The 19,177-nt window shown below is 69.9% G+C and carries 17 protein-coding genes; 13 read left to right on the forward strand and 4 right to left on the reverse strand.

The features are described 5' to 3' along the window. Positions 1-201: 201 nt before the first annotated feature. The 10 genes from ribD (at position 202) to RT309_RS03050 (ending at position 9,996) form a co-directional block, all read left to right on the forward strand. On the forward strand, positions 202-1,293 hold the full coding sequence (ribD, locus tag RT309_RS03005) for a bifunctional diaminohydroxyphosphoribosylaminopyrimidine deaminase/5-amino-6-(5-phosphoribosylamino)uracil reductase RibD (RefSeq protein ID WP_313355199.1): 1,092 nt from the start codon (positions 202-204) through the stop codon (positions 1,291-1,293). Next, positions 1,293-1,961, forward strand: a complete 669-nt coding sequence (locus tag RT309_RS03010; RefSeq protein WP_313355201.1) for a riboflavin synthase — start codon at positions 1,293-1,295, stop codon at positions 1,959-1,961. Before ribD ends, RT309_RS03010 begins: the two co-directional genes overlap by 1 nt. Continuing rightward, a complete protein-coding gene (gene ribA, locus RT309_RS03015) occupies positions 1,958-3,226 on the forward strand; it encodes a GTP cyclohydrolase II (RefSeq protein WP_313355203.1) in 1,269 nt (422 codons plus the stop codon). The genes RT309_RS03010 and ribA overlap by 4 nt, the downstream gene beginning before the upstream one ends. After that, complete coding sequence (gene ribH / locus RT309_RS03020; protein WP_313355204.1) at positions 3,223-3,699, forward strand: 6,7-dimethyl-8-ribityllumazine synthase; 477 nt, start codon at positions 3,223-3,225, stop codon at positions 3,697-3,699. Before ribA ends, ribH begins: the two co-directional genes overlap by 4 nt. A gap of 31 nt (positions 3,700-3,730) precedes the next feature. Next, on the forward strand, positions 3,731-4,096 hold the full coding sequence (locus RT309_RS03025; RefSeq protein WP_313355206.1) for a Fe-S protein: 366 nt from the start codon (positions 3,731-3,733) through the stop codon (positions 4,094-4,096). A 144-nt stretch (positions 4,097-4,240) separates the two neighbouring features. Next, complete coding sequence (locus RT309_RS03030) at positions 4,241-5,413, forward strand: ABC transporter substrate-binding protein (RefSeq protein WP_313355208.1); 1,173 nt, start codon at positions 4,241-4,243, stop codon at positions 5,411-5,413. Between the two features lie 21 nt (positions 5,414-5,434). Beyond that, positions 5,435-6,313: a branched-chain amino acid ABC transporter permease gene (locus tag RT309_RS03035; protein ID WP_313355210.1), complete on the forward strand. Its 879-nt coding sequence runs from the start codon at positions 5,435-5,437 to the stop codon at positions 6,311-6,313. Next, positions 6,313-8,055 carry a branched-chain amino acid ABC transporter ATP-binding protein/permease gene (locus tag RT309_RS03040; protein WP_313355212.1) on the forward strand — a complete coding sequence of 581 codons (1,743 nt, stop codon included), beginning with the start codon at positions 6,313-6,315 and terminating at the stop codon, positions 8,053-8,055. Before RT309_RS03035 ends, RT309_RS03040 begins: the two co-directional genes overlap by 1 nt. Then, positions 8,048-8,773, forward strand: a complete 726-nt coding sequence (locus RT309_RS03045; RefSeq protein WP_313355214.1) for an ABC transporter ATP-binding protein — start codon at positions 8,048-8,050, stop codon at positions 8,771-8,773. Before RT309_RS03040 ends, RT309_RS03045 begins: the two co-directional genes overlap by 8 nt. Then, positions 8,770-9,996 (forward strand): alpha-hydroxy acid oxidase, encoded by a 1,227-nt coding sequence (locus tag RT309_RS03050; RefSeq protein WP_313355216.1) that lies wholly within the window; start codon positions 8,770-8,772, stop codon positions 9,994-9,996. The genes RT309_RS03045 and RT309_RS03050 overlap by 4 nt, the downstream gene beginning before the upstream one ends. 3 nt (positions 9,997-9,999) lie before the next feature. Here the strand turns inward: RT309_RS03050 and RT309_RS03055 are convergent, their stop codons facing one another. Further along, complete coding sequence (locus RT309_RS03055) at positions 10,000-11,031, reverse strand: LD-carboxypeptidase (RefSeq protein WP_313355218.1); 1,032 nt, start codon at positions 11,029-11,031, stop codon at positions 10,000-10,002. An 86-nt stretch (positions 11,032-11,117) separates the two neighbouring features. On the opposite strand from RT309_RS03055, the gene RT309_RS03060 reads away from it, so the two are divergent. Together RT309_RS03060 and RT309_RS03065 are read left to right on the forward strand one after the other, a co-directional pair. Beyond that, positions 11,118-11,324: an AsnC family protein gene (locus tag RT309_RS03060; RefSeq protein WP_313355219.1), complete on the forward strand. Its 207-nt coding sequence runs from the start codon at positions 11,118-11,120 to the stop codon at positions 11,322-11,324. A gap of 56 nt (positions 11,325-11,380) precedes the next feature. Beyond that, complete coding sequence (locus RT309_RS03065) at positions 11,381-13,279, forward strand: ABC transporter ATP-binding protein (protein WP_313355221.1); 1,899 nt, start codon at positions 11,381-11,383, stop codon at positions 13,277-13,279. A 122-nt stretch (positions 13,280-13,401) separates the two neighbouring features. Here RT309_RS03065 and RT309_RS03070 read toward each other — a convergent pair whose 3' ends face one another. The 3 genes from RT309_RS03070 to RT309_RS03080 are packed head-to-tail and all read right to left on the reverse strand — an operon-like array spanning position 13,402 to position 17,592. Beyond that, positions 13,402-14,829: a diguanylate cyclase domain-containing protein gene (locus tag RT309_RS03070; RefSeq protein ID WP_313355222.1), complete on the reverse strand. Its 1,428-nt coding sequence runs from the start codon at positions 14,827-14,829 to the stop codon at positions 13,402-13,404. Then, on the reverse strand, positions 14,826-15,671 hold the full coding sequence (locus RT309_RS03075) for an alpha/beta hydrolase (protein ID WP_313355224.1): 846 nt from the start codon (positions 15,669-15,671) through the stop codon (positions 14,826-14,828). Before RT309_RS03075 ends, RT309_RS03070 begins: the two co-directional genes overlap by 4 nt. A gap of 49 nt (positions 15,672-15,720) precedes the next feature. Continuing rightward, positions 15,721-17,592, reverse strand: coding sequence for a phosphoenolpyruvate carboxykinase (GTP) (locus RT309_RS03080; protein ID WP_313355226.1), 1,872 nt, complete (start codon positions 17,590-17,592; stop codon positions 15,721-15,723). A gap of 108 nt (positions 17,593-17,700) precedes the next feature. Between RT309_RS03080 and RT309_RS03085 the strand changes: the two genes are divergently transcribed. Continuing rightward, the gene (locus RT309_RS03085; protein WP_313355228.1) at positions 17,701-19,143 is read left to right on the forward strand and encodes a helix-turn-helix domain-containing protein; all 1,443 of its coding nucleotides are present in this window, start codon (positions 17,701-17,703) and stop codon (positions 19,141-19,143) included. Positions 19,144-19,177 lie beyond the last annotated feature (34 nt).

A 19,177-nucleotide genomic window follows, 5' to 3' on the forward strand; every position in this document is an offset into this window, starting at 1 on the left:
GACTCAGAGCATCAACGTGCTCCGGGGTCGGTGAGAATCCGAACCGGCGGTGACAGTCCGCGAACGCCTGGTGACAGGCGCCGATCCGGTGGAAATCCGGAACCGACGGTGATGCGAGCATCCGCTCGCTAGTCCGGAAGAGAGGCAGCACGTGGCGCACGCGTGCGCTGCAGACCCCGGGCACCCAGAGAAGGATGACCGATGGCAGTGACCGAGGCCGAACGCGATGCGATGCATCGCGCCCTCGCGCTCGCGGGCATGGGTCCGCGCGGTCTGAATCCTCAGGTGGGCGCCGTCATCCTCTCCCCTGCAGGCGATGTGATCGCCGAGGGCTGGCACCGCGGTGCGGGCACCTCGCATGCCGAGGTCGACGCGCTCTCGCAGCTCGCCCCGGGACAGGCATCCGGTGCCACCGCCGTCGTCACGCTCGAGCCGTGCAACCACACCGGACGCACGGGACCCTGCGCGCAGGCCCTGATCGACGCGGGCGTCGCGCGCGTCGTCTACGCGACGGGCGACCCGGGCGACCTCTCCAGCGGCGGCGGCGATCGACTCCGCGCGGCGGGTGTCGAGGTCGTCGGCGGCGAGCAGGAGGATGCCGCACGCCACCTCATCGACGACTGGCTGACCGTGCAGCGGCTCGGCCGGCCGCACGTCACCGTGAAGTGGGCGCAGAGCCTGGACGGCAGGTCCGCAGCCTCCGACGGCAGCAGCCACTGGATCACCGGACCCGACGCGCGCGCCGACGTGCACCGACGCCGGTCCCAGGCCGATGCGATCGTCGTCGGCACCGGAACCCTGTTCGCCGACGACCCCGCTCTCACCGCGCGCGACGGCGATGCGCTGTACCCGCACCAGCCGATCCCCGTCGTGATCGGCTCACGAGCGACTCCCCCGCAGGCCGCCGTGCGTAGGCATCCGCACACACCGCTGTTCTACGACACCCGCGACCTGTCGGCCGTGCTCGCCGATCTGCGTGACCGCGGCGTGCAGCGCGTCTTCGTCGAAGGCGGGCCCACGCTGGCGAGCGCGTTCATCGGCGCCGGCTTCGCCGACACCGTGCTCGCGTACATCGCGCCTGTGCTGCTCGGCGGCGAGCGGCTCGCACTCACCGACATCGGCGTCGCCTCGATCGGCGACGCCCTGCGCCTGCAGGTGGAGCAGTGGATGCCACTCGGCGCCGACCTGCTCGCTATCGCACAGCCCGCCACGGCCCCCGTCGCGGTACAGGACGACCTGCTCGCCACCGCACAGCCCGCCACGGCCCCCGTCGCGGTAGAGGAAGGAAGCTGATGTTCACCGGAATCATCGAGGAGATCGGCGAGATCGCCGCGATCTCGGCATCGGGCGACGGATGGCGGCTCACGGTGCTTGCGCCGAAGGCGGCAGCGGATGCCGTGCACGGCGAATCGATCGCCGTCAGCGGCGTGTGCCTCACCGTCGTGGCGTCGACCGAGACGACCTTCGACGCCGACGTCATGAAGCAGACCCTCGACGTGTCGGCGCTGGGCACCGTGCAGGTCGGCTCGCGGGTGAACATCGAGAAGGCCATGCCGGTCGGAGCCCGCCTCGGCGGCCACATCGTGCAAGGCCACGTCGACGGCGTCGGCACCGTGCTCGAGGTGCGCCCCGGCGCCCAGTGGAGCGTGCTGCGCATCAGCCTGCCCGCCGAGCTCGCACCGCTCGTCGTCGACAAGGGTTCGATCAGCGTCGCCGGCACGTCGCTGACGGTGAGCGCGGTGAGCGCCGGCCCTTCGACAGGCTCAGGGACCCAAGAAGGCTCAGGGACCGCCGACGATGAGCACTGGTTCGAGGTATCGCTCATCCCCGAGACGCTCGAGGCCACGATCCTCGGTGCTCTCGAGCCCGGCGACATCGTCAACCTCGAGACCGACATCCTCGCCCGTCATGTGGAGCGCCTGCTCGCGTTCCGCTCCGCCCCGGAAGGAGGCTCGCGATGAGCCTGTCCCCGCTCTCCGATGCGCTCGACGCGCTGCGCGCCGGCAAGCCGATCATCGTCGCCGACGACGAGAACCGCGAGAACGAGGGTGACATCATCATCTCCGCCGAGCTCGCCACCGCCGAGACGATGGCCTGGATGGTGCGCTGGACCTCGGGCCTCATCTGCGCCCCGATGCCCGCCGACCTCGCCGACCACCTGAACCTGCCGCCCATGGTCGAGACCAACGAAGACGCGCGCACCACGGCGTACACCGTGAGCGTCGACGCCGCCGAGGGCATCACCACAGGAATCAGCGCCCACGACCGCGCGTTGACCCTCAATGTGCTGGCGAACCCGGCATCCGTCGCCACAAGCCTCATCCGCCCCGGCCACATCCTGCCGCTGCGCGCCGTCGACGGCGGCGTGCGCGAACGCGGGGGGCACACCGAGGCGGCCGTCGAGCTGATGCGGCTCGCCGGTCTGCAGCCGATCGGGGCGATCGCCGAGGTCGTCGCCGACGACGGCAGCATGATGCGTCTGCCGGCGCTGCTCGAGCTCGGCGCGCGCGAGGGGGTGCCCGTGATCACGATCGAGCAGCTCATCGCGCACCTGAACGAGGTCGACCCGCGCGACGAAGCCGACTGCCTCGCTCAGCGCACCGGCCGCCGGGTGAGCCTGCGGGCGGATGCCCATGTGCCGACGGAGCACGGCACCTTCCGCTTCCTCGCGTATAAGGACCGCATCAGCGGCACCGACCACATCGCCATCGTGTCGGGCACACCGGGCGAGACCGCGCTGGTGCGCGTGCACTCGGAGTGCCTCACCGGCGAGGCGTTCGGGTCGCAGAAGTGCGAGTGCGGCCCGCAGCTGCAGGCCGCCCTCGACCGCATCGACGAGGAGGGCGGCGTCGTCGTCTACATGCGCGGTCACGAAGGCCGTGGCATCGGGCTGATCAACAAGCTGCGCGCCTACGCGCTGCAGGAGGAGGGCCTCGACACGGTCGACGCCAACCTCGCCCTGGGCCTGCCCGCCGACGCCCGCGAGTACGCGGCGGCCGCCGGCATCCTCACCGACCTCGGCATCTCGAAGGTGCGTCTGCTCACGAACAACACCGACAAGGTCGAGAAGCTGAAGGCCCTCGGCCTCGACGTCGTCGAGCAGGTGCCGCTGATCGTCGGCGTCGGCCCCAACAACCACCAGTACCTCGAGACCAAGCGCGATCGCATGGGTCACATCATCGGCGCGGACGAACTCGCCCACGCCCTCGGAAAGGACGACGCATGAGCGGCGCAGGAGCCCCCACCCCGAGCACCCCGATCGACGGCAGCGGACTGCGCGTCGTCGTGATCGCCGGCACCTGGCACGAGACGATCTCGAACGGCCTCATCGCGGGCGCGCAGCGCGTGCTCGACGAGGCAGGCGCCGCGCACACCCTCGTGCGCGTGCCCGGGTCGTTCGAGCTGGCGGTCGCCGCGCAGGCGGCGTTCGCCGGAAGGGCGGATGCGGTGGTCGCGCTCGGCGTGATCATCCGCGGCGGCACGCCGCACTTCGAGTACGTGTCCTCGGCCACCACCGACGGGCTCAGCCGGGTGGCGCTGGATGCCGGCAAGCCGATCGGCTTCGGGGTGCTCACCCTCGACGACGAGCAGCAGGGGCTCGATCGAGCGGGCCTCGAGGGCTCGAAGGAGGACAAGGGCGCCGAGGCCGCGGATGCGGCGCTGCGCACCGCCCTCGTCGTCCGGGCGCTGCGCGGCTGAGCCGCCGCGCCAGACCGGATAGCCTGGGGTCATGGAGACCCTGCGCCACATCGTCCTGTTCGTTCACCTGGTCGGCTTCGCCGTGCTCTTCGGAGCGTGGGCGGTGCAGGCCTTCGGCGGGAAGCGCGAGATCGTCAAGCTGATGCACATCGGCGTCACGATCGCCGCCGTGGCGGGCCTGGCGCTCGCAGCCCCGTGGGGTCTGCCCGACTGGATGGCCGAGGATGGCATGAATTACGCCAAGATCGGCACCAAGCTCGTCGTCCTCCTGATCATCGGCGCCCTGCTCGGCATCGGCCAGGCCCGACAGCGCAAGAGCGGCCACGTGCCGTCGGCGATGTTCTGGGGCATCGGCGTGCTGACCCTGGTGAACGCGGGCATCGCCGTCATCTGGTGAGCCTGAACCGGTGCGCGACCCGGCATATGATCGAGAGGTCGCCACAGCGCGCACCTCGAGGATGATGGTGCGCGCACCCGGTCGCACGAAGTCCGTGTCTCCGTCGGCGATCTGCAGTCACCGCGCCCGTCGATTGGATTCCCCATGCGTAACGCTCTCCGCACCGCCGTCATCCTGTCCGCCTCCGCTCTGGTTCTCGCCGGGTGCAGCAGCACCGACGGCGGCGGCAGCGGCTCCGCCGAAGGCCAGAAGGGCTCGGGCAGCGGCGACTCCTGCGTCATCGAGGGTGCGGTTCCCGTGGGCGCTGCGCTCAGCCTCACGGGTGCCGCCGCGAGCTACGGGGAGTCGCAGCAGAAGGGCCTCGAGCTCGCTGTCGCAGACCTGAACGAGAAGGACGGCGTCGAGTACGAGCTCAAGGTCGAGGACGACGGCACCGATCCGCGTCAGGCGATCAGCGTGTTCGAGGGCTTCGTGTCGGGCGGCGAGAGCGTCGTGATCGGCCCCACGCTCTCGAACACCGCGTTCCAGGCGCAGCCCATCGCCCAGGAGGCCGGCATGCCCGTTCTCGCGATCTCGAACACCGCCACCGGCATCACCGAGCAGGGCGACTTCATCTTCCGCGACTCGCTCACCGAAGCCCAGGTCATCCCGCAGACCATCAAGGCCGCCAAGGGGGAGCTCGGCCTGAAGAAGGTCGTCGTCATGTACAGCAACGACGACGCCTTCACCGAGTCGGGCTTCAAGGTCATGGAATCGGCTCTGAAGGACGAGAGCGTCGACGTGATCGAGACCCTGAAGTTCTCGGTGAAGGACACCGATTTCCGCAGCCTCCTCACGGCCGCGAAGGAGAAGAAGCCGGATGCCATCGTCGTCTCGGCGCTGATCGAAGCGGCCATCCCGCTGGTCACCCAGGCGCGTGAGCTCGGCATCGACCAGCCGATCATCGGCGGCAACGGCTTCAACAACCCGGCTCTGATGAAGGACGCCGGCGATGCCGCCGAGGGCGTCATCGTGGGCGCCGCCTGGAACTCCGCATCCGACAGCCCCGAGAACACCGCCTTCATGAAGGCCTTCGAGGAGAAGTACGGCGCGGGTCCCGACCAGTTCGCCGCTCAGGCCTACACCGGCATGCTGATCATCGACCACGCGGTGCGTGCCGGCTGCTCGGCTGAGCGCGCCGACGTGCAGAAGGGACTGAGCGAGGTCAAGGACCTCGCCACCCCGCTCGGGTCGATCAGCATCAACAAGGACCGTGACGCTGAGCACCCTGCCGTCGTCCAGATCGTGAAGGACGGCAAGTTCGCCGTCCTGAACTGACCTGCGAAGCGAAGAACCGTCATGCAGCAGCAGTTGCTGAACGGCCTGTTCCTCGGATCGATCTATGCCCTGTTCGCCATCGGCTTCACGCTGGTGTTCGGCATCCTCGACCGACTGAACCTGGCCCATCCCGCCGCGTTCGCCGCCTCGGCATTCGTGGGAATCTGGCTCACCGAGTCGTTCGACCTGCCCTTCGGCGTGGTGCTCGTGATCGTGTTCGCGTTCGGCGCCATCATGGGTCTGCTCATCGAGCGGATCGCCTTCCGCCCGCTGAAGGACCGACCCGACGCGCACTTCGCCGGGCTGATCTCGTCGATCGCGATGGGCGGGATGCTGATCGCCCTGCTGCAGGCGGTCTTCGGCCCGAACACCCGGCGCTTCCCGGCGGGCACCGTGCCGGATGACGCGATCGAGTTCGGCGGGGTCACCGCCAGCATGCTGCAGATCGTCATCGTCGCCGTGTCGCTCGGGCTCATGATCGCGCTGACCCTGTTGGTCAGCCGTTCATCGCTCGGCCGTTCGATGCGTGCCGTCGCCGAGAACCCGGGTGCCGCCCGGGTTCTCGGTGTCGACGTCGACCGGGTCACCGCGATCACCTTCGCGATCTCGACGGCGCTCGGTGCCGTCGCCGGCGTGCTCTTCGCCCTCAGTGTGAACAGCGCCCAGCTGGGCATGGGCAGCGCGATCGAGCTGAAGGGCCTCGCGGTGATCATCGTCGGCGGCATGGGCTCGCTGCCGGGCGCGCTGATCGGCGGTCTGGTGCTGGGCATCGCCGAAGTGTTCGCGATTCAGTACGTCGGCTCGAGCTGGCGCGATCTGATCGCGTTCGCTCTGCTCTTCGTCATCCTGCTGGTGCGTCCGCAGGGGCTGTTCGGCAAGCGCAAGGTGCGTGAGGTCTGATGCTGTTCACCGAGTCGACCCTCGTCTTCATCGCCCTCAACGGCGTCTTCGCGTTCTCGTTCTACGCCGTGCTCGTGGCGGGCCAGCTGAGCCTCGCGCAAGCGGGTTTCGCCGGCCTGGCGGCATTCACCGCGGCAACGATCACCCCTCCTCCCACGACGTGGGGACCGATTCCCACGCTGCTGTTCGCGATGGTCGTCGGGATGCTCGTCGGCGCCCTCGCCGCCGTCATCCTGGGACTGCCGACGATGCGGCTGCGCGGGGTGTTCCTCGCGATCGCGACGCTCGGCTTCGCTGAGGCGATCCGCATCTTCATCCTGAACGCCGAGTGGACCGGGGGCGCTCAGGGCATGGCGGTGCCGAAGGTGATGACGCCGCTGATCGCCTGGATCGTGCTGCTGGTCGTGGCGTACTGGTTCTGGCGTCAGGCCCGCTCGCGCTACGGACGGGCACTCGAGGCCATCCGCGAAGACGAGCTCGCCGCTCGCTCCATCGGCATCAACGTCGGCGGGCACCGCCTGAGCGCGTTCGTCGCCGCCGGTGTGCTCGCCGGTCTGTACGGCGTCATGTGGGCGTACTACCTGCGCCTCATCGCACCGGAGGACTTCGCGTTCGAGAAGGCCATCGACGGGCTGGTCACCGCCGTCGTCGGCGGCACCGCGAACTTCCTCGGTCCGATCCTGGGCAGCGGATTCCAGACGCTGCTGCCCGAGTTGCAGCGCATGGTGGGCATCGACGCGGGATGGATCCGCCCGTTCATCTCGGGCCTGCTGCTGCTTCTCGTGATCCTGTACCTGCCGGGCGGCATCGCCAGCCTCATCCCGCGCCGTCGCCAGCGCATCGATGTGTCGGCTCTCGACACCGCCGAGCCACTGCCCGGCCGCACGCATCCCGCCAAGGGCGAGATCGTCGCGGAGCTGACGGGCCTGTCGAAGGAGTACGGCGGCGTGCACGCCGTACGCGGCGTCGACCTGACGGTGCGCAGTGGCGACGTGGTCGGTCTGATAGGACCGAACGGTGCCGGGAAGACGACGCTGGTCAACATGATCAGCGGCCTGATCCCGCCCTCGGCCGGCACGGCCACCGTGCTCGGCGTGCAGGTCGGGCGCACGCCCGTGCACCGCATCGCTGCGGCGGGCGTCACCCGCACGTTCCAGCACTCCAAGCTGTTCAACCGGCTCACGGCCCTCGAGAACGTGCTGATCGGCGCGCACCTCGTCGCGAAGCCGACGTTCCTGCGGCGGCTGCTCTGGCTGCCTTCCGCCCGTCGCGACGAGCGGCTCGCCCTCACGCACGCCGCACGCTGTCTGCAGCGCGTCGGCCTGCTCGACAAGGCAGACAACACGGCGAAGAGCCTGTCGTACGGAGATCAGCGCCGTCTCGAGATCGCCAGGGCCCTGGCCGCCGACCCGTCTCTGCTGATCCTCGACGAGCCGGCTGCCGGCATGAACCACGTCGAGGCCGAGGGACTGTCGACGCTGATCCGCTCGCTGACCGAGGACGGTCTGACGATCATCTTCATCGAGCACAACGTCGGCATGGTGCTCGACACCTGCGACCACATCGTGGTGCTCAACTTCGGCGAGGTGCTGGCCGACGGCACGCCGTCCGAGATCGCCGCCGACGAGCGGGTCATCGAGGCGTACCTCGGCGCCGCCGACGAAGACGCCGAGCATCCCGCGGCGACCCCGCCCACGCCGACCGCACCGGCCGCGCCCACCTCCGAGGAGAACCATGGCTGAGCCGCTGCTGAGCGTGAGGGACCTGTCTGTCTCGTACGGACGCGTGCACGCCGTGCGCGGTGTCACGTTCGACGTCGCCGCCGGGTCTCTGGTGACGCTGGTCGGCGCCAACGGCGCGGGCAAGTCGTCGATCATCAATGCCATCTCGGGACTCGTCCGCCCCTCGGGCGGGCAGATCCTGTTCGACGGCGCCGACATCACCAAGACCAAGTCGCACAAGCTGGTGCCGCGCGGTCTGGTGCAGGTGCCGGAGGGCCGTCAGATCCTCAGCACCATGACGATCGCCGAGAACCTGCAGATGGGCGCGAAGTTCTACGGGGCCGGTGCGAACGCGGGCATCGACGACATGTACCAGCGCTTCCCCGTGCTGGGCGAGCGTCGCAAGCTGGCGGCCGGGTCGCTGTCGGGCGGCGAGCAGCAGATGCTGGCCATCGCCAGGGCCATGCTGGCGCGGCCGAAGCTCATGCTCATGGATGAGCCATCGATGGGACTCGCGCCGAAGATCGTCAACGAGGTGTTCGCCGTCATCGACGAGGTGCTCGCCGGCGGCACGACCGTGCTGCTCGTCGAGCAGAACGCCCGCCGCGCCCTGCAGGCCGCTCAGGAGGGCCACATCCTGCAGAACGGCGAGATCGTGCGCTCCGGGACATCCGACGCCCTGCTCGCCGATGATGACATCATCCAGGCGTACCTCGGCACGGGCCGGGCGACGCAGTGACACTCCCCGACCGGCGGATCGCGCGCCGTATCCCCACCTGGGGTGCGGTCGCGCCGCTGCTCGGGTTCCGGCGCCCGGTGCGGAACCGTGTCGATCGGCGGCTGGCGCAGGCGCTGACGGTGAAGGATCTGGCGCGCATCGCCCGGCGAACCACGCCGCGCTCGGTGTTCGATTACGTGCACGGCGCCGCCGAGGACGAGGTGAGCATCGCTCGCGCACGTCGTGCGTTCGCGAGCGTAGAGTTCGAGCCGCGGGTGCTGCATGACGTCGCCGAGGTCGACACGTCGACGACGGTCCTCGGCACGCCGGCATCGTTCCCGCTCATCATGGCCCCCACCGGGTTCACCCGCATGATGCAGCACGAGGGCGAGATCGCCGTCGCACGGGCCGCAGTGCGGGCCGGTGTTCCCTACACGCTCTCGACCATGGGCACCACCTCGCCCGCCGAGCTGATGCGAGCGGTGCCGGGCGGTGCGAACTGGTTTCAGCTGTACCTCTGGAAGGACCGCGAAGGCACCCGCCGCCTGGTCGACGAGGCGCGGCGCACCGGCTATGACACACTCGTGCTCACGGTCGACACCCCGGTCGCGGGCAACCGGCTTCGCGATGCGCGCAACGGTCTGACCATCCCGCCGACGCTGAACCTGAAGACCATGTGGGACATGGCGTGGCATCCCGAGTGGTGGTTCAACGTGCTCACCACCGACCCGATCGAGTTCGCCAGCCTGCGTTCTTTCGACGGCACGGTGGCCGAGCTGGTCGGCAGGATGTTCGACCCGTCGCTCAAGATCGACGACCTCGCCTGGCTGCGTGAGCAGTGGGCGGGCAAGCTCGTGGTCAAGGGCATCCAGTCGGTCGCCGATGCGCAGCGGGTGGTGGATGCCGGGGCCGACGCGCTCGTCGTGTCGAACCACGGCGGTCGTCAGCTCGACCGCGCGCCCACTCCCCTGCGGCTGCTCCCCGACGTCGCGGCCGCCGTCGGCGACCGCGCCGAGATCTTCCTCGACACCGGCATCCTCTCCGGTGCCGACGTGCTGGCGGCGGTCGCGCTCGGCGCGGACGCGTGCATGGTCGGTCGCGCATACCTCTACGGCCTGATGGCCGGCGGCGAGCGCGGGGTGGATCGGATGCTGCAGATCATGCGCGCCGAGGCTGTGCGAACCATGCAGCTGACAGGAGTCTCGACCGTGCGCGAGCTGCGCGGCCGCGTGACGCTGGGCTGAGGCTCAGAAGGCGGCGGTGATCGTCCGCGCGGCCCCGTCGAGGGTCATCTCGCCGCCGTAGGGGAGGATCCATTGCGGACGCGTGTGCCCGAACGGCACGCCGACGCAGACCACGGCATCCGGGTTGTACCTTCCGACCGCGTCCAGCACCACCTCACGCTGAGCCGCTCGCCGCGCGGACCTGTCGGCCGCGGCGGGCAGCACCTCGAACGAGCTCACGGCCGGGCGGGCGAACAGCACGCCTGCGACCGCTCCCAGCAGTCCGCGCTCGCCATAGCCGCGGAGCTGCTCGGCGACGCGAGCGGGCGGGGTGAGCCGCTCGCTCGTCTCGAGCAGCAGGATGGTCCCGGCGAGCTCATCGTTCGACGGCAGACGGTCGGCGAGGGCCAGCTGGTCGACCACCTCGAGGCAGCCACCCCACGTGCGGCCCGTCACGCTCGTCGCAGGGCCCGCCCACGTCCAGGGCTCGGTGGGTTCGCGGTCGCCGTAATCCGTCAGAGCCGCCAGGTCGTCCCAATGGCGTCCGAAGTCCTCCGACTCCCCCGGCTCGGTGATCTCGATCTCACCGCCGTCGAGCAGGGCGGCGCGCAGGGAGCGCAGATGCGTCTCGTCGACCGCCGGCCCCGGCCCCAGGTGCACCTGCGTCGAGCCGCCGTAGAACCCGGCGACGCCGTGCCGCCACAGCCAGTTCAGGATGTTCGTGTTGTCGCTGTATCCGAGGAAGGGCTTGGGGTCGGCTACGGCGAGCGCGGGGTCGAGGTGCGGCGTCACGAGGATCTGGTCGCTGCCGCCGATGGTCGCGATGATCGCCCGGATGCCCGGGTCGGCGAATGCCGCATTCACATCGTCGGCCCGCGCCTCCGGACTCGCGTCGAGCTGCCTCGTCGTCGGGTACTCGACAGGCACGAGGCCGGTCAGCTTCCGCAGACGTCGCATCGCCTGCTCGTGCACCTCGGGCCCCGCCGCCGGCGCGGCGAACGCGGGAGAGAGGACGGCGATGCGGTCATCTGACTGCAGCTTCGGCGGGATCAGCATGCCTCCATCCTCGCCGATGGCGCCCGCCGCGCAGACCGGCGTCAACCATCCTTGACACCATCGATTCGTCAACGTAGATTGACTCCATGAGGCTTCAGACGACGCAGGCCACCGACCCCGAGGGCGAGCCGCTTGCCGAGCTCCACCGCCTCACCGGCATCCGTCGCGAGATCGCCCGCGCCGAGGAGGTCGAGGTGCGCCGCGCCCGCCTTGCGGGCTACTCGTGGCAGGCGATCGCCAGCGCGCTCGGCGTCACCAAACAGGCCGCGCATAAGAAGTTCGGCAGACAATAGAGCCGATGCTCGGCTCCCGCATGCCCTGGCACACACTCACCTGAGATCGAGGTCCCATGTCTCGCACGGCACCCGCACGCCGACGCGGACGTCGCGCGCAGCAGGACGGCCCGCGCGCCACGTTCCGTCAGCTTCTCCCCTTCCTCCTCGAGCACAAGAAGGTGCTCGCCGTCGTCGCGGTGCTCAGCATCGTCGGCGCGGCCGCCTCGCTCGCGCAGCCGCTGCTCGTCGGGCAGCTGATCGCCCGCGTGCAGCAGGCGCAGGCCCTCGGCGCGCTGGTCTGGCTGCTGATCGGCTTGGTGATCGCCGCATCGGTCATCTCGGGGTACCAGCACTACCTGCTCCAGCGCACCGGCACCGCCGTGGTGTACTCCAGTCGCCGCAAGCTCATCGCTCGCATCCTGCACCTGCCGATCAGCGAGTTCGACGCGCGTCGCACCGGCGATCTCGTCTCGCGCGTCGGAACCGACACGACGCTGCTCTACGCCGTGCTCACCCAGGGGCTCGCGGATGCCGTCGGCGGCGCGATCCTGTTCATCGGCGCGCTCATCGCGATGCTCATCATCGACCCGCTCCTGCTGCTGCTCATCGTCATCGTGATCGGCGTGTCGGTGGTCGTGGTCGTGCTGCTCTCCGGGCGAATCCGCACCGCATCGGCCGCGCAGCAGCAGAAGGTCGGCGAACTGGCATCCGGAGTCGAGCGGGGCATCTCGTCGATCCGCACCGTGCGGGCGTCCGGCGCCACCGAGCGCGAGACCGCGGCCGTCGAGGACCTCGCAGGTGAGGCGTACGGTCTCGGGGTGCGCATCGCGAAGATCTCGTCGATGGTCGTGCCCGTCGCCGGCGTCGCACTGCAGCTGTCGCTGCTGGTCGTGCTCGGCGTGGGCGGGCTGCGCGTGGCATCCGGGGCTCTCTCGATCGCGTCGCTGGTGACCTTCATCATGTTCCTGTTCATGCTGGTGATGCCGCTGGGGCAGGCGTTCGGCGCAATCACCTCGGTGAACCAGGCGCTCGGCGCCCTCGGCCGCATCCAGGAGGTGCTCGACCTGCCGACCGAGACGCAGCACGACGAGCCCGACCCCGCCGCCGCGTCCGCCGCGGTGGTCGGGGCCCCCGCGATCGAGTTCCGCGATGTGCGCTTCCGCTACCCCGACGCCGTCGTCGCCGCACGGGAGGCGGCGGCCAAGGAGGCCCAGACCGTACTCGTCGACGCGCACCTCGAGCGCGCCTCCGAAGAGGGTTCGACAGGCTCAGGGACCCATGATCCTGCTGACCGGGATGTGCTGAAGGGCGTCTCGTTCACCGTGCCGCGCGGCGCGCGCGTCGCCCTCGTCGGGCCGAGCGGCGCGGGCAAGAGCACGATCCTCTCGCTCATCGAGCGCTTCTACGACCCGACGGGCGGATCGATCCGCCTCGCCGGGTACGACGTGCGCACGTACCCGCGCGAGCGGCTGCGTGCGCAGTTCGGATACGTCGAGCAGGACGCACCGACCCTCGCCGGCACGCTGGGCGAGAACCTGCGTCTCGCCGCGCCGGATGCCTCGGATTCCGACTGCGAGCGCGTGCTGCGCTCGGTCAACCTCGGCGACGTGCTCGAGCGCAGCCCCCTGGGCCTGGAGGCCCCGGTGGGCGAGGACGGCGTGATGCTCTCGGGCGGGGAGCGTCAGCGTCTCGCCATCGCACGCGCTCTGCTGACCGAGGCGCCGATCCTGCTGCTCGATGAATCGACCTCGTCGCTCGACGGCGTCAACGAGCAGCGCATGCGCGAGGCGATCGATGCGGCTGCCGCCGACCGCACGCTGCTCGTGATCGCGCACCGCCTGTCGACCGTGGTCGACAGCGACCTGATCGTGGTGCTGCAGAACGGCGTGGTCGCCGGGCAGGGTACGCACGCGGAGCTGCTCGAGTCCACTCCGCTGTACCGCGACCTCGCGAGGCATCAGCTGCTGGTCTGATCGTGCGGATGCCGGTCGGCATCCGGTCGGACGCGTCAGACGCGGGCGGCGTGTCGCACCCTCCAGGCCGGCGACACGCCGCAGCGGCGCAGACTGGTCTGAGATCTCCGACCGGGCGGGGCTCAGCGCCCGAGCACGTCCACGTGCACGCCGTCCTTGCCGGCGCGCTTCGCGCGGTACATCGCGGCATCGGCCGCGGCGACCACGTCCTCCGCCGACGGGGCGACGGACCCCGGCACCCGATGCCAGCGCACCGCGCCCACGCTCGCCGAGAGCGGCGATCCCGCCGCGGCGCCGTCGAGCGGCTCCCGCACGACGCGGCGCACCCGCTCGGCGAACCGCGCCGTCTCGGCGTCGTCCATGCCGGACGCGACGATGAGGAACTCATCGCCGCCGAGCCTCGCGACGGTGTCAGCCGTGCGAGACACCCGCTGCAGACGGTCGGCGACGATGCGCAGCACCTCGTCGCCCACGCCGTGCCCGAGACGATCGTTGATGCCCTTGAAGCCATCGAGATCGAGGAAGAGCACCGAACACGGCTCGCCGTCGCGCTCGGAGCGCTCGAGAAGCCGCTGCAGCCGCTCCTCGAAGAGCACCCGGTTCGGCAGTCCGGTGAGGCTGTCGTGCAGGGCGTGATGCTGCAGCCGATCGCGCAGCCGCAGATGATCGACCACCCGCTCGGCCTGAGCCGCGAGGGCACGCAGCGTCTCGAGCTCGTCCGGCTCGAGGGCACGCATCCGGCGGAACCAGCAGCGGATCTGCCCGAGCACGACGGTGCGGTCGCCTGTCGTGCGGACGATCGGGGTGGTGACGAGCGCCTCGATGCCTGCTGAGCGCAGCGCAGCGGCATCCTGCGGCACGGCCCGAGCGATCTCGTCGGTGTCGCGGCAGACGAGCTGCTGTTCCGGGGACGCGCGCCTGGCCTCCAGACGCACTCCGGGCGGCGTCTCGCCCCATTCGCGCACGGTGGCGCTCGCCTTCGATGTCGGGTCGACCAGCCGGACGGAGGTCCACGCTGCGGATGTCGCCCGGCTCGCGGCGTTCACGAGCGTCTCGCCCAGGTCGCCGAGTCCGTTCGCCACGGCGAGCGCGCTCGTGGCATCCTGCAGCAGCACCAGCCTGCGGTGCGCGAGTTCGGCCTCCCGCCGGGCCGACACGAGCTCCTTCTCGAACGCGGCGCGCGCGGTCGTCTCGACGGCCGCGACGTACGCGACAGCCCTGCGGTCGTCGGTGTGCCGCAGCTCGGCGTTCACGAGCGCCGCTCGACGCTCTCCCGAGCTGTCCCGGACCTCGAGCATCACTTCGCGCAGGCGTCCGGTCTCGAGCAGCCGCGGCATGACCTGCGTCTCGTAGAGCATGCGCGACGGCGCGGTCAGCCACTCCACGATGTTGCGTCCGCACAGGCCCTCGTCGCCGGCCGAACCGCGAGCGCCCAGCCACACCTGCATTCCGGTGTTGTGAGCGAGGATGGTGCCGTCGACTCCCAGCACGAACACGGCGACCGGCGTGTGCTCGAGCAGATCGAGGGAGTCCGACGCAGCCTCGCTCACAACGCGAGGCTGATCTGATCCGCGACCAGCTCGGGATCGGTCAGATGCACGAAATGCCCCGCGGAGTCCAGACGCACCAGGTCGCACGTGGGGATGCGCTCCTGCAGATACGCCCCGATGTGCGGCGGGCAGATGATGTCGCCGACCGACTGCAGCACGGTGGCCGGCACCGGGATCTCACCCAGCCGATGCCGCACATCGCTGAAGAAGACGACGCGGGCGAAGTGGGTGGCCACCTCGTGCGCGGTGGTCGCGAACAGGTCCCGCACCCGGTCGGTGACCTCGGGCAGGTCCTCGCGCGCGGTGACCGCAGGAGCCAGCGACGCCGCCCATCCGGGCTGGTTGGCCTCGATGGCGGCGAGCAGGTCGAGCACGTCCTGGCGGTCGAACCCGCCGACGTAGTCGCCGTCGTTCACGTATCGCGGCGAGGGGCAGATCATGATCAGCTGCGAGAACAGGTCGGGTCGGCGGATGGATGCCAGCGCGCCGATCATGCCGCTGACGGAATGCGCGACGAACACCACGTCACGGGCATCCGCCGCCTCGATCACCTCGATGAGGTCGTCGGCGTACCCTTCGAGCGAGTCGTACCGCCGCTGGTCGTATGCCGAGAGGTCGGAGCGCCCCGATCCGACGTAGTCGAACAGCACGACGCGATGCTCGTCGGCGAACCGATCCGCGACCGCTCGCCAGGTGGTCTGATCGGTGCCGTACCCGTGTCCGAACACCACGACACGGCCGTCGGCCCTGCCGGTGATCGTCACGGCGTTGCGCCTGAGGACGCCCTCCGCAGCGCCCATCGGGGATGCCTGCGCGGTCGGGTGAGCGCTGGTTTCGGTCACGTGTCCTCCTCGGAGCTCACGCTCGAGACTACCGAAGATGCGCGAGCCTTCACCGGGCGGCGTTGAGCCGGTACCGCAGTGCCTCCAGCTCGCTGCGCAGCGCCGACGGCAGCGCGTCGCCGAACATGGCGTAGAACTCCTCGGTGGAGTCCGCCTCAGCGAGCCAGGCGTCGATGTCGATGTCGAAGAGCTCGTCGAGATCGGCGTCGGTGATGTCGAGTCCGTCGAGGTTGAGGTCCTCGCGCCGCGGCAGGCGGCCGATCGGGCTGTCGACGGCGGTGACCTCACCCGAGATGCGACGGATGATCCAGTCGATCACGCGCGAGTTGTCGCCGAAGCCCGGCCACAGGAACCGGCCGTCGTCACCACGGCGGAACCAGTTCACCTGGAAGATGCGCGGTGCACGATCGAAACGCAGCGACCGACCGACCTTCAGCCAGTGTGCGAAGTAGTCGCCCATGTTGTAGCCGCAGAACGGCAGCATCGCGAACGGGTCGCGACGCAGCTCGCCGACGGTGCCCTCGGCGGCGGCGGTGCGCTCCGACGAGATGGTCGAGCCGATGAAGACGCCGTGGCTCCAGTCGGTCGCCTCGACGACGAGCGGCACGTTGGTCGCGCGGCGGCCGCCGAAGAGGATCACGTCGAGCGGCACGCCGTCGGGGTTCTCCCAGTCCTCGGCGATCTGCGGGCACTGGGCGGCAGACACCGTGAAGCGCGAGTTGGGGTGCGCAGCGGGTCGGTCGGAGTCAGGTGTCCACGGGTTGCCCTGCCAGTCGGTGAGCCTCGCGGGCGGGGTGTCGGTGAGCCCCTCCCACCACACGTCGCCGTCGGGACGCAGCGCGACGTTGGTGAAGATCGTGTTGCCCCACAGCGTCTCGACGGCGGTGACGTTGGTCGATTCACCCGTTCCGGGAGCGACGCCGAAGAACCCCGCCTCGGGGTTCATGGCGTACATCCGGCCGTCGTCGCCGGGTCGGATCCAGACGATGTCGTCACCGAGCGTCTCGACCGACCATCCCGGGATGGTGGGACGCAGCATGGCGAGGTTGGTCTTGCCGCAGGCCGACGGGAAGGCGGCGGCGACGTGATGCGCCTTGCCGTTCGGGTCGGTCACGCGGATGAGCAGCATGTGCTCGGCGAGCCAGCCCTCGTCGCGGGCGATGACCGACGCGATGCGCAGCGCGAAGCACTTCTTCGCGAGGATCGCGTTGCCGCCGTAGCCCGAGCCGTACGAGTAGACCTCGAGCGTCTCGGGGAAGTGCACGATGTACTTCTCGTCGTTGCAGGGCCACTCGACGTCGGACTGGCCGGGCTCGAGCGGGGCGCCGACGGAGTGCACGGTCTTGACCCACGGGGCACCGTCGGCGATCTGGCGGGTGACCGCGTCTCCGACGCGGGTCATGATGCCGATGGATGCCACGGCGTAGGCGCTGTCGGTGATCTGCACGCCGATGTGCGAGAGCTTGCCGCCGACCGGCCCCATCGAGAACGGGATGACGTACATCGTGCGGCCTCGCATCGATCCGGCGAACAGGCCGTCGAGGGTCTTGCGCATCTCGGCGGGGTCGGCCCAGTTGTTGGTCGGGCCGGCGTCGCGCTCGCGCTCGGAGGCGATGAAGGTGCGCCCCTCGGTGCGCGCCACGTCGCTGGGGTGCGAGCGGGCGAGGTACGAGCCGGGTCGCCATTCGGGGTTGAGCTTGATGAGCTTGCCCTCGTCGACGAGCTCGTGCAGCAGCGCGTCGTTCTCGGCGCGGGATCCGTCGACCCAGTGCACCCGCTCGGGCTGGGTGAGTGCGGCGATCCCGTCGACCCACGCGCGCAGCTCGGCCATGGCGGGGGTGTCGTAGGTGGGCGCGGCGCCGGCGCTCCGCGTTGCTGCTCGGGAGTCGGTGCGAGAGGTGAACGTGTCGGCGAGTGCCATGAGAGCTCCTTCAAGCAAGTGCGTTGATTCCATGGTGCGCGAGGTTTCGATGTGTTTGCCGCTCTCGGCGGTTGAAAGAACACCGCTTCTTTCGGATATGCTCAAGGAATGGCGACCAGCGGACTTGAACTCAGCACCCTCGGACATCGCATCCGGCACCACCGCACGGCGCGGAATCTCACCCTCGACGACCTGGGCGCGAAGGTCGGCATCGCCGGATCACAGCTGAGCCTCATCGAGAACGGCAAGCGCGAGCCGAAGCTCTCTCTTCTGCAGGCCATCGCCGAGGCCTGCGGCACCGATGTCGCCGATCTCATCTCCGGTGAGCCGCCGAACCGGCGTGCGGCACTCGAGATCGAGCTCGAGCGGGCGCAGTCGAGCCCGATCTTCCGCCAGCTGGGCATCGCCGCGGTGCGCGTGTCGAAGACGATGAGCGACGAGACCATCGAAGCGATCCTGGGTCTGCACCGCGAGCTGCACCGCCGCGAGACCGAGGCGATCGCCACTCCCGAGGAGGCGCGTCGGGCGAACACCGAGATGCGCCTGACGATGCGCGCGCGCGACAACTACCTGCCCGACATCGAGGCCCTCGCCGAGAAGCACCTGAAGGCCGCCGGGCACGTCTCGGGTGCACTCACGCACCGCACCGTGACTCTGATGGCGGCGAAGCTGGGCTTCGAGCTCATCTACGCCGACGACCTGCCGCACTCCACCCGCTCGATCACCGACGTCGAGCACGGCCGCATCTACCTGCCGCCCGCATCGATCCCCGGCGGGCACGGCCTGCGCTCGATGGCGCTGCAGGCGATGGCGCACCGCATCCTGGGCCACACTCCCCCGACCGACTACGCCGACTTCCTGCAGCAGCGGCTGGAGATCAACTACTTCGCCGCGTGCTGCCTGATCCCCGAGACTGCGGGCGTCGCGTTCCTGCAGCAGGCGAAGAAGGACCGAAACCTCGCGGTCGAGGACTTCCGCGACGCGTTCGGCGTCACGCATGAGGCGGCCGGCATGCGCATGACGAACCTCATGACGCACCACCTCGACATGCGCCTGCACTTCCTGCGCGTCGACGAGAACGGCGCGATCACCCGCGTCTACGAGAACGACGGCCTGCCGCTGCCGATGGATGTGACGGGCGCCGTCGAAGGTCAGCCGGCCTGCCGCCGGTTCGGCGCGCGCGCCGCGTTCGAGCAGCGCAACCGCACCACCGAGCACTACCAGTACACCGACACCCCGTCTGGCACCTTCTGGTGCGCCACGCAGACCGGCTCGTCGACCGACGGCGGGTTCTCGGTCACGGTCGGCGTGCCGTTCGACGACGCGCGCTGGTGGCGCGGTCGCGAGACGCAGCACCGTGCGCAGTCGACGTGCCCCGACGAGTCGTGCTGCCGCCGCGCCGCGCCGACCGTGTCGCGGCGCTGGGAGGGCCGGGCGTGGCCGAGCGCACGCGTGCACACGCACATGTTCCGTCCGCTGCCGCGCGGCGCATTCCCCGGCGTCGATGACAGCGAGGTCTACTCGTTCCTCGACCGCCACGCCGGCGAGTGAACTGAAGCTGCCGGAGTCGTCGGCGTCGGAACTC

This window comes from Microbacterium sp. (assembly GCF_032084865.1).
GTDB lineage: Bacteria > Actinomycetota > Actinomycetes > Actinomycetales > Microbacteriaceae > Microbacterium.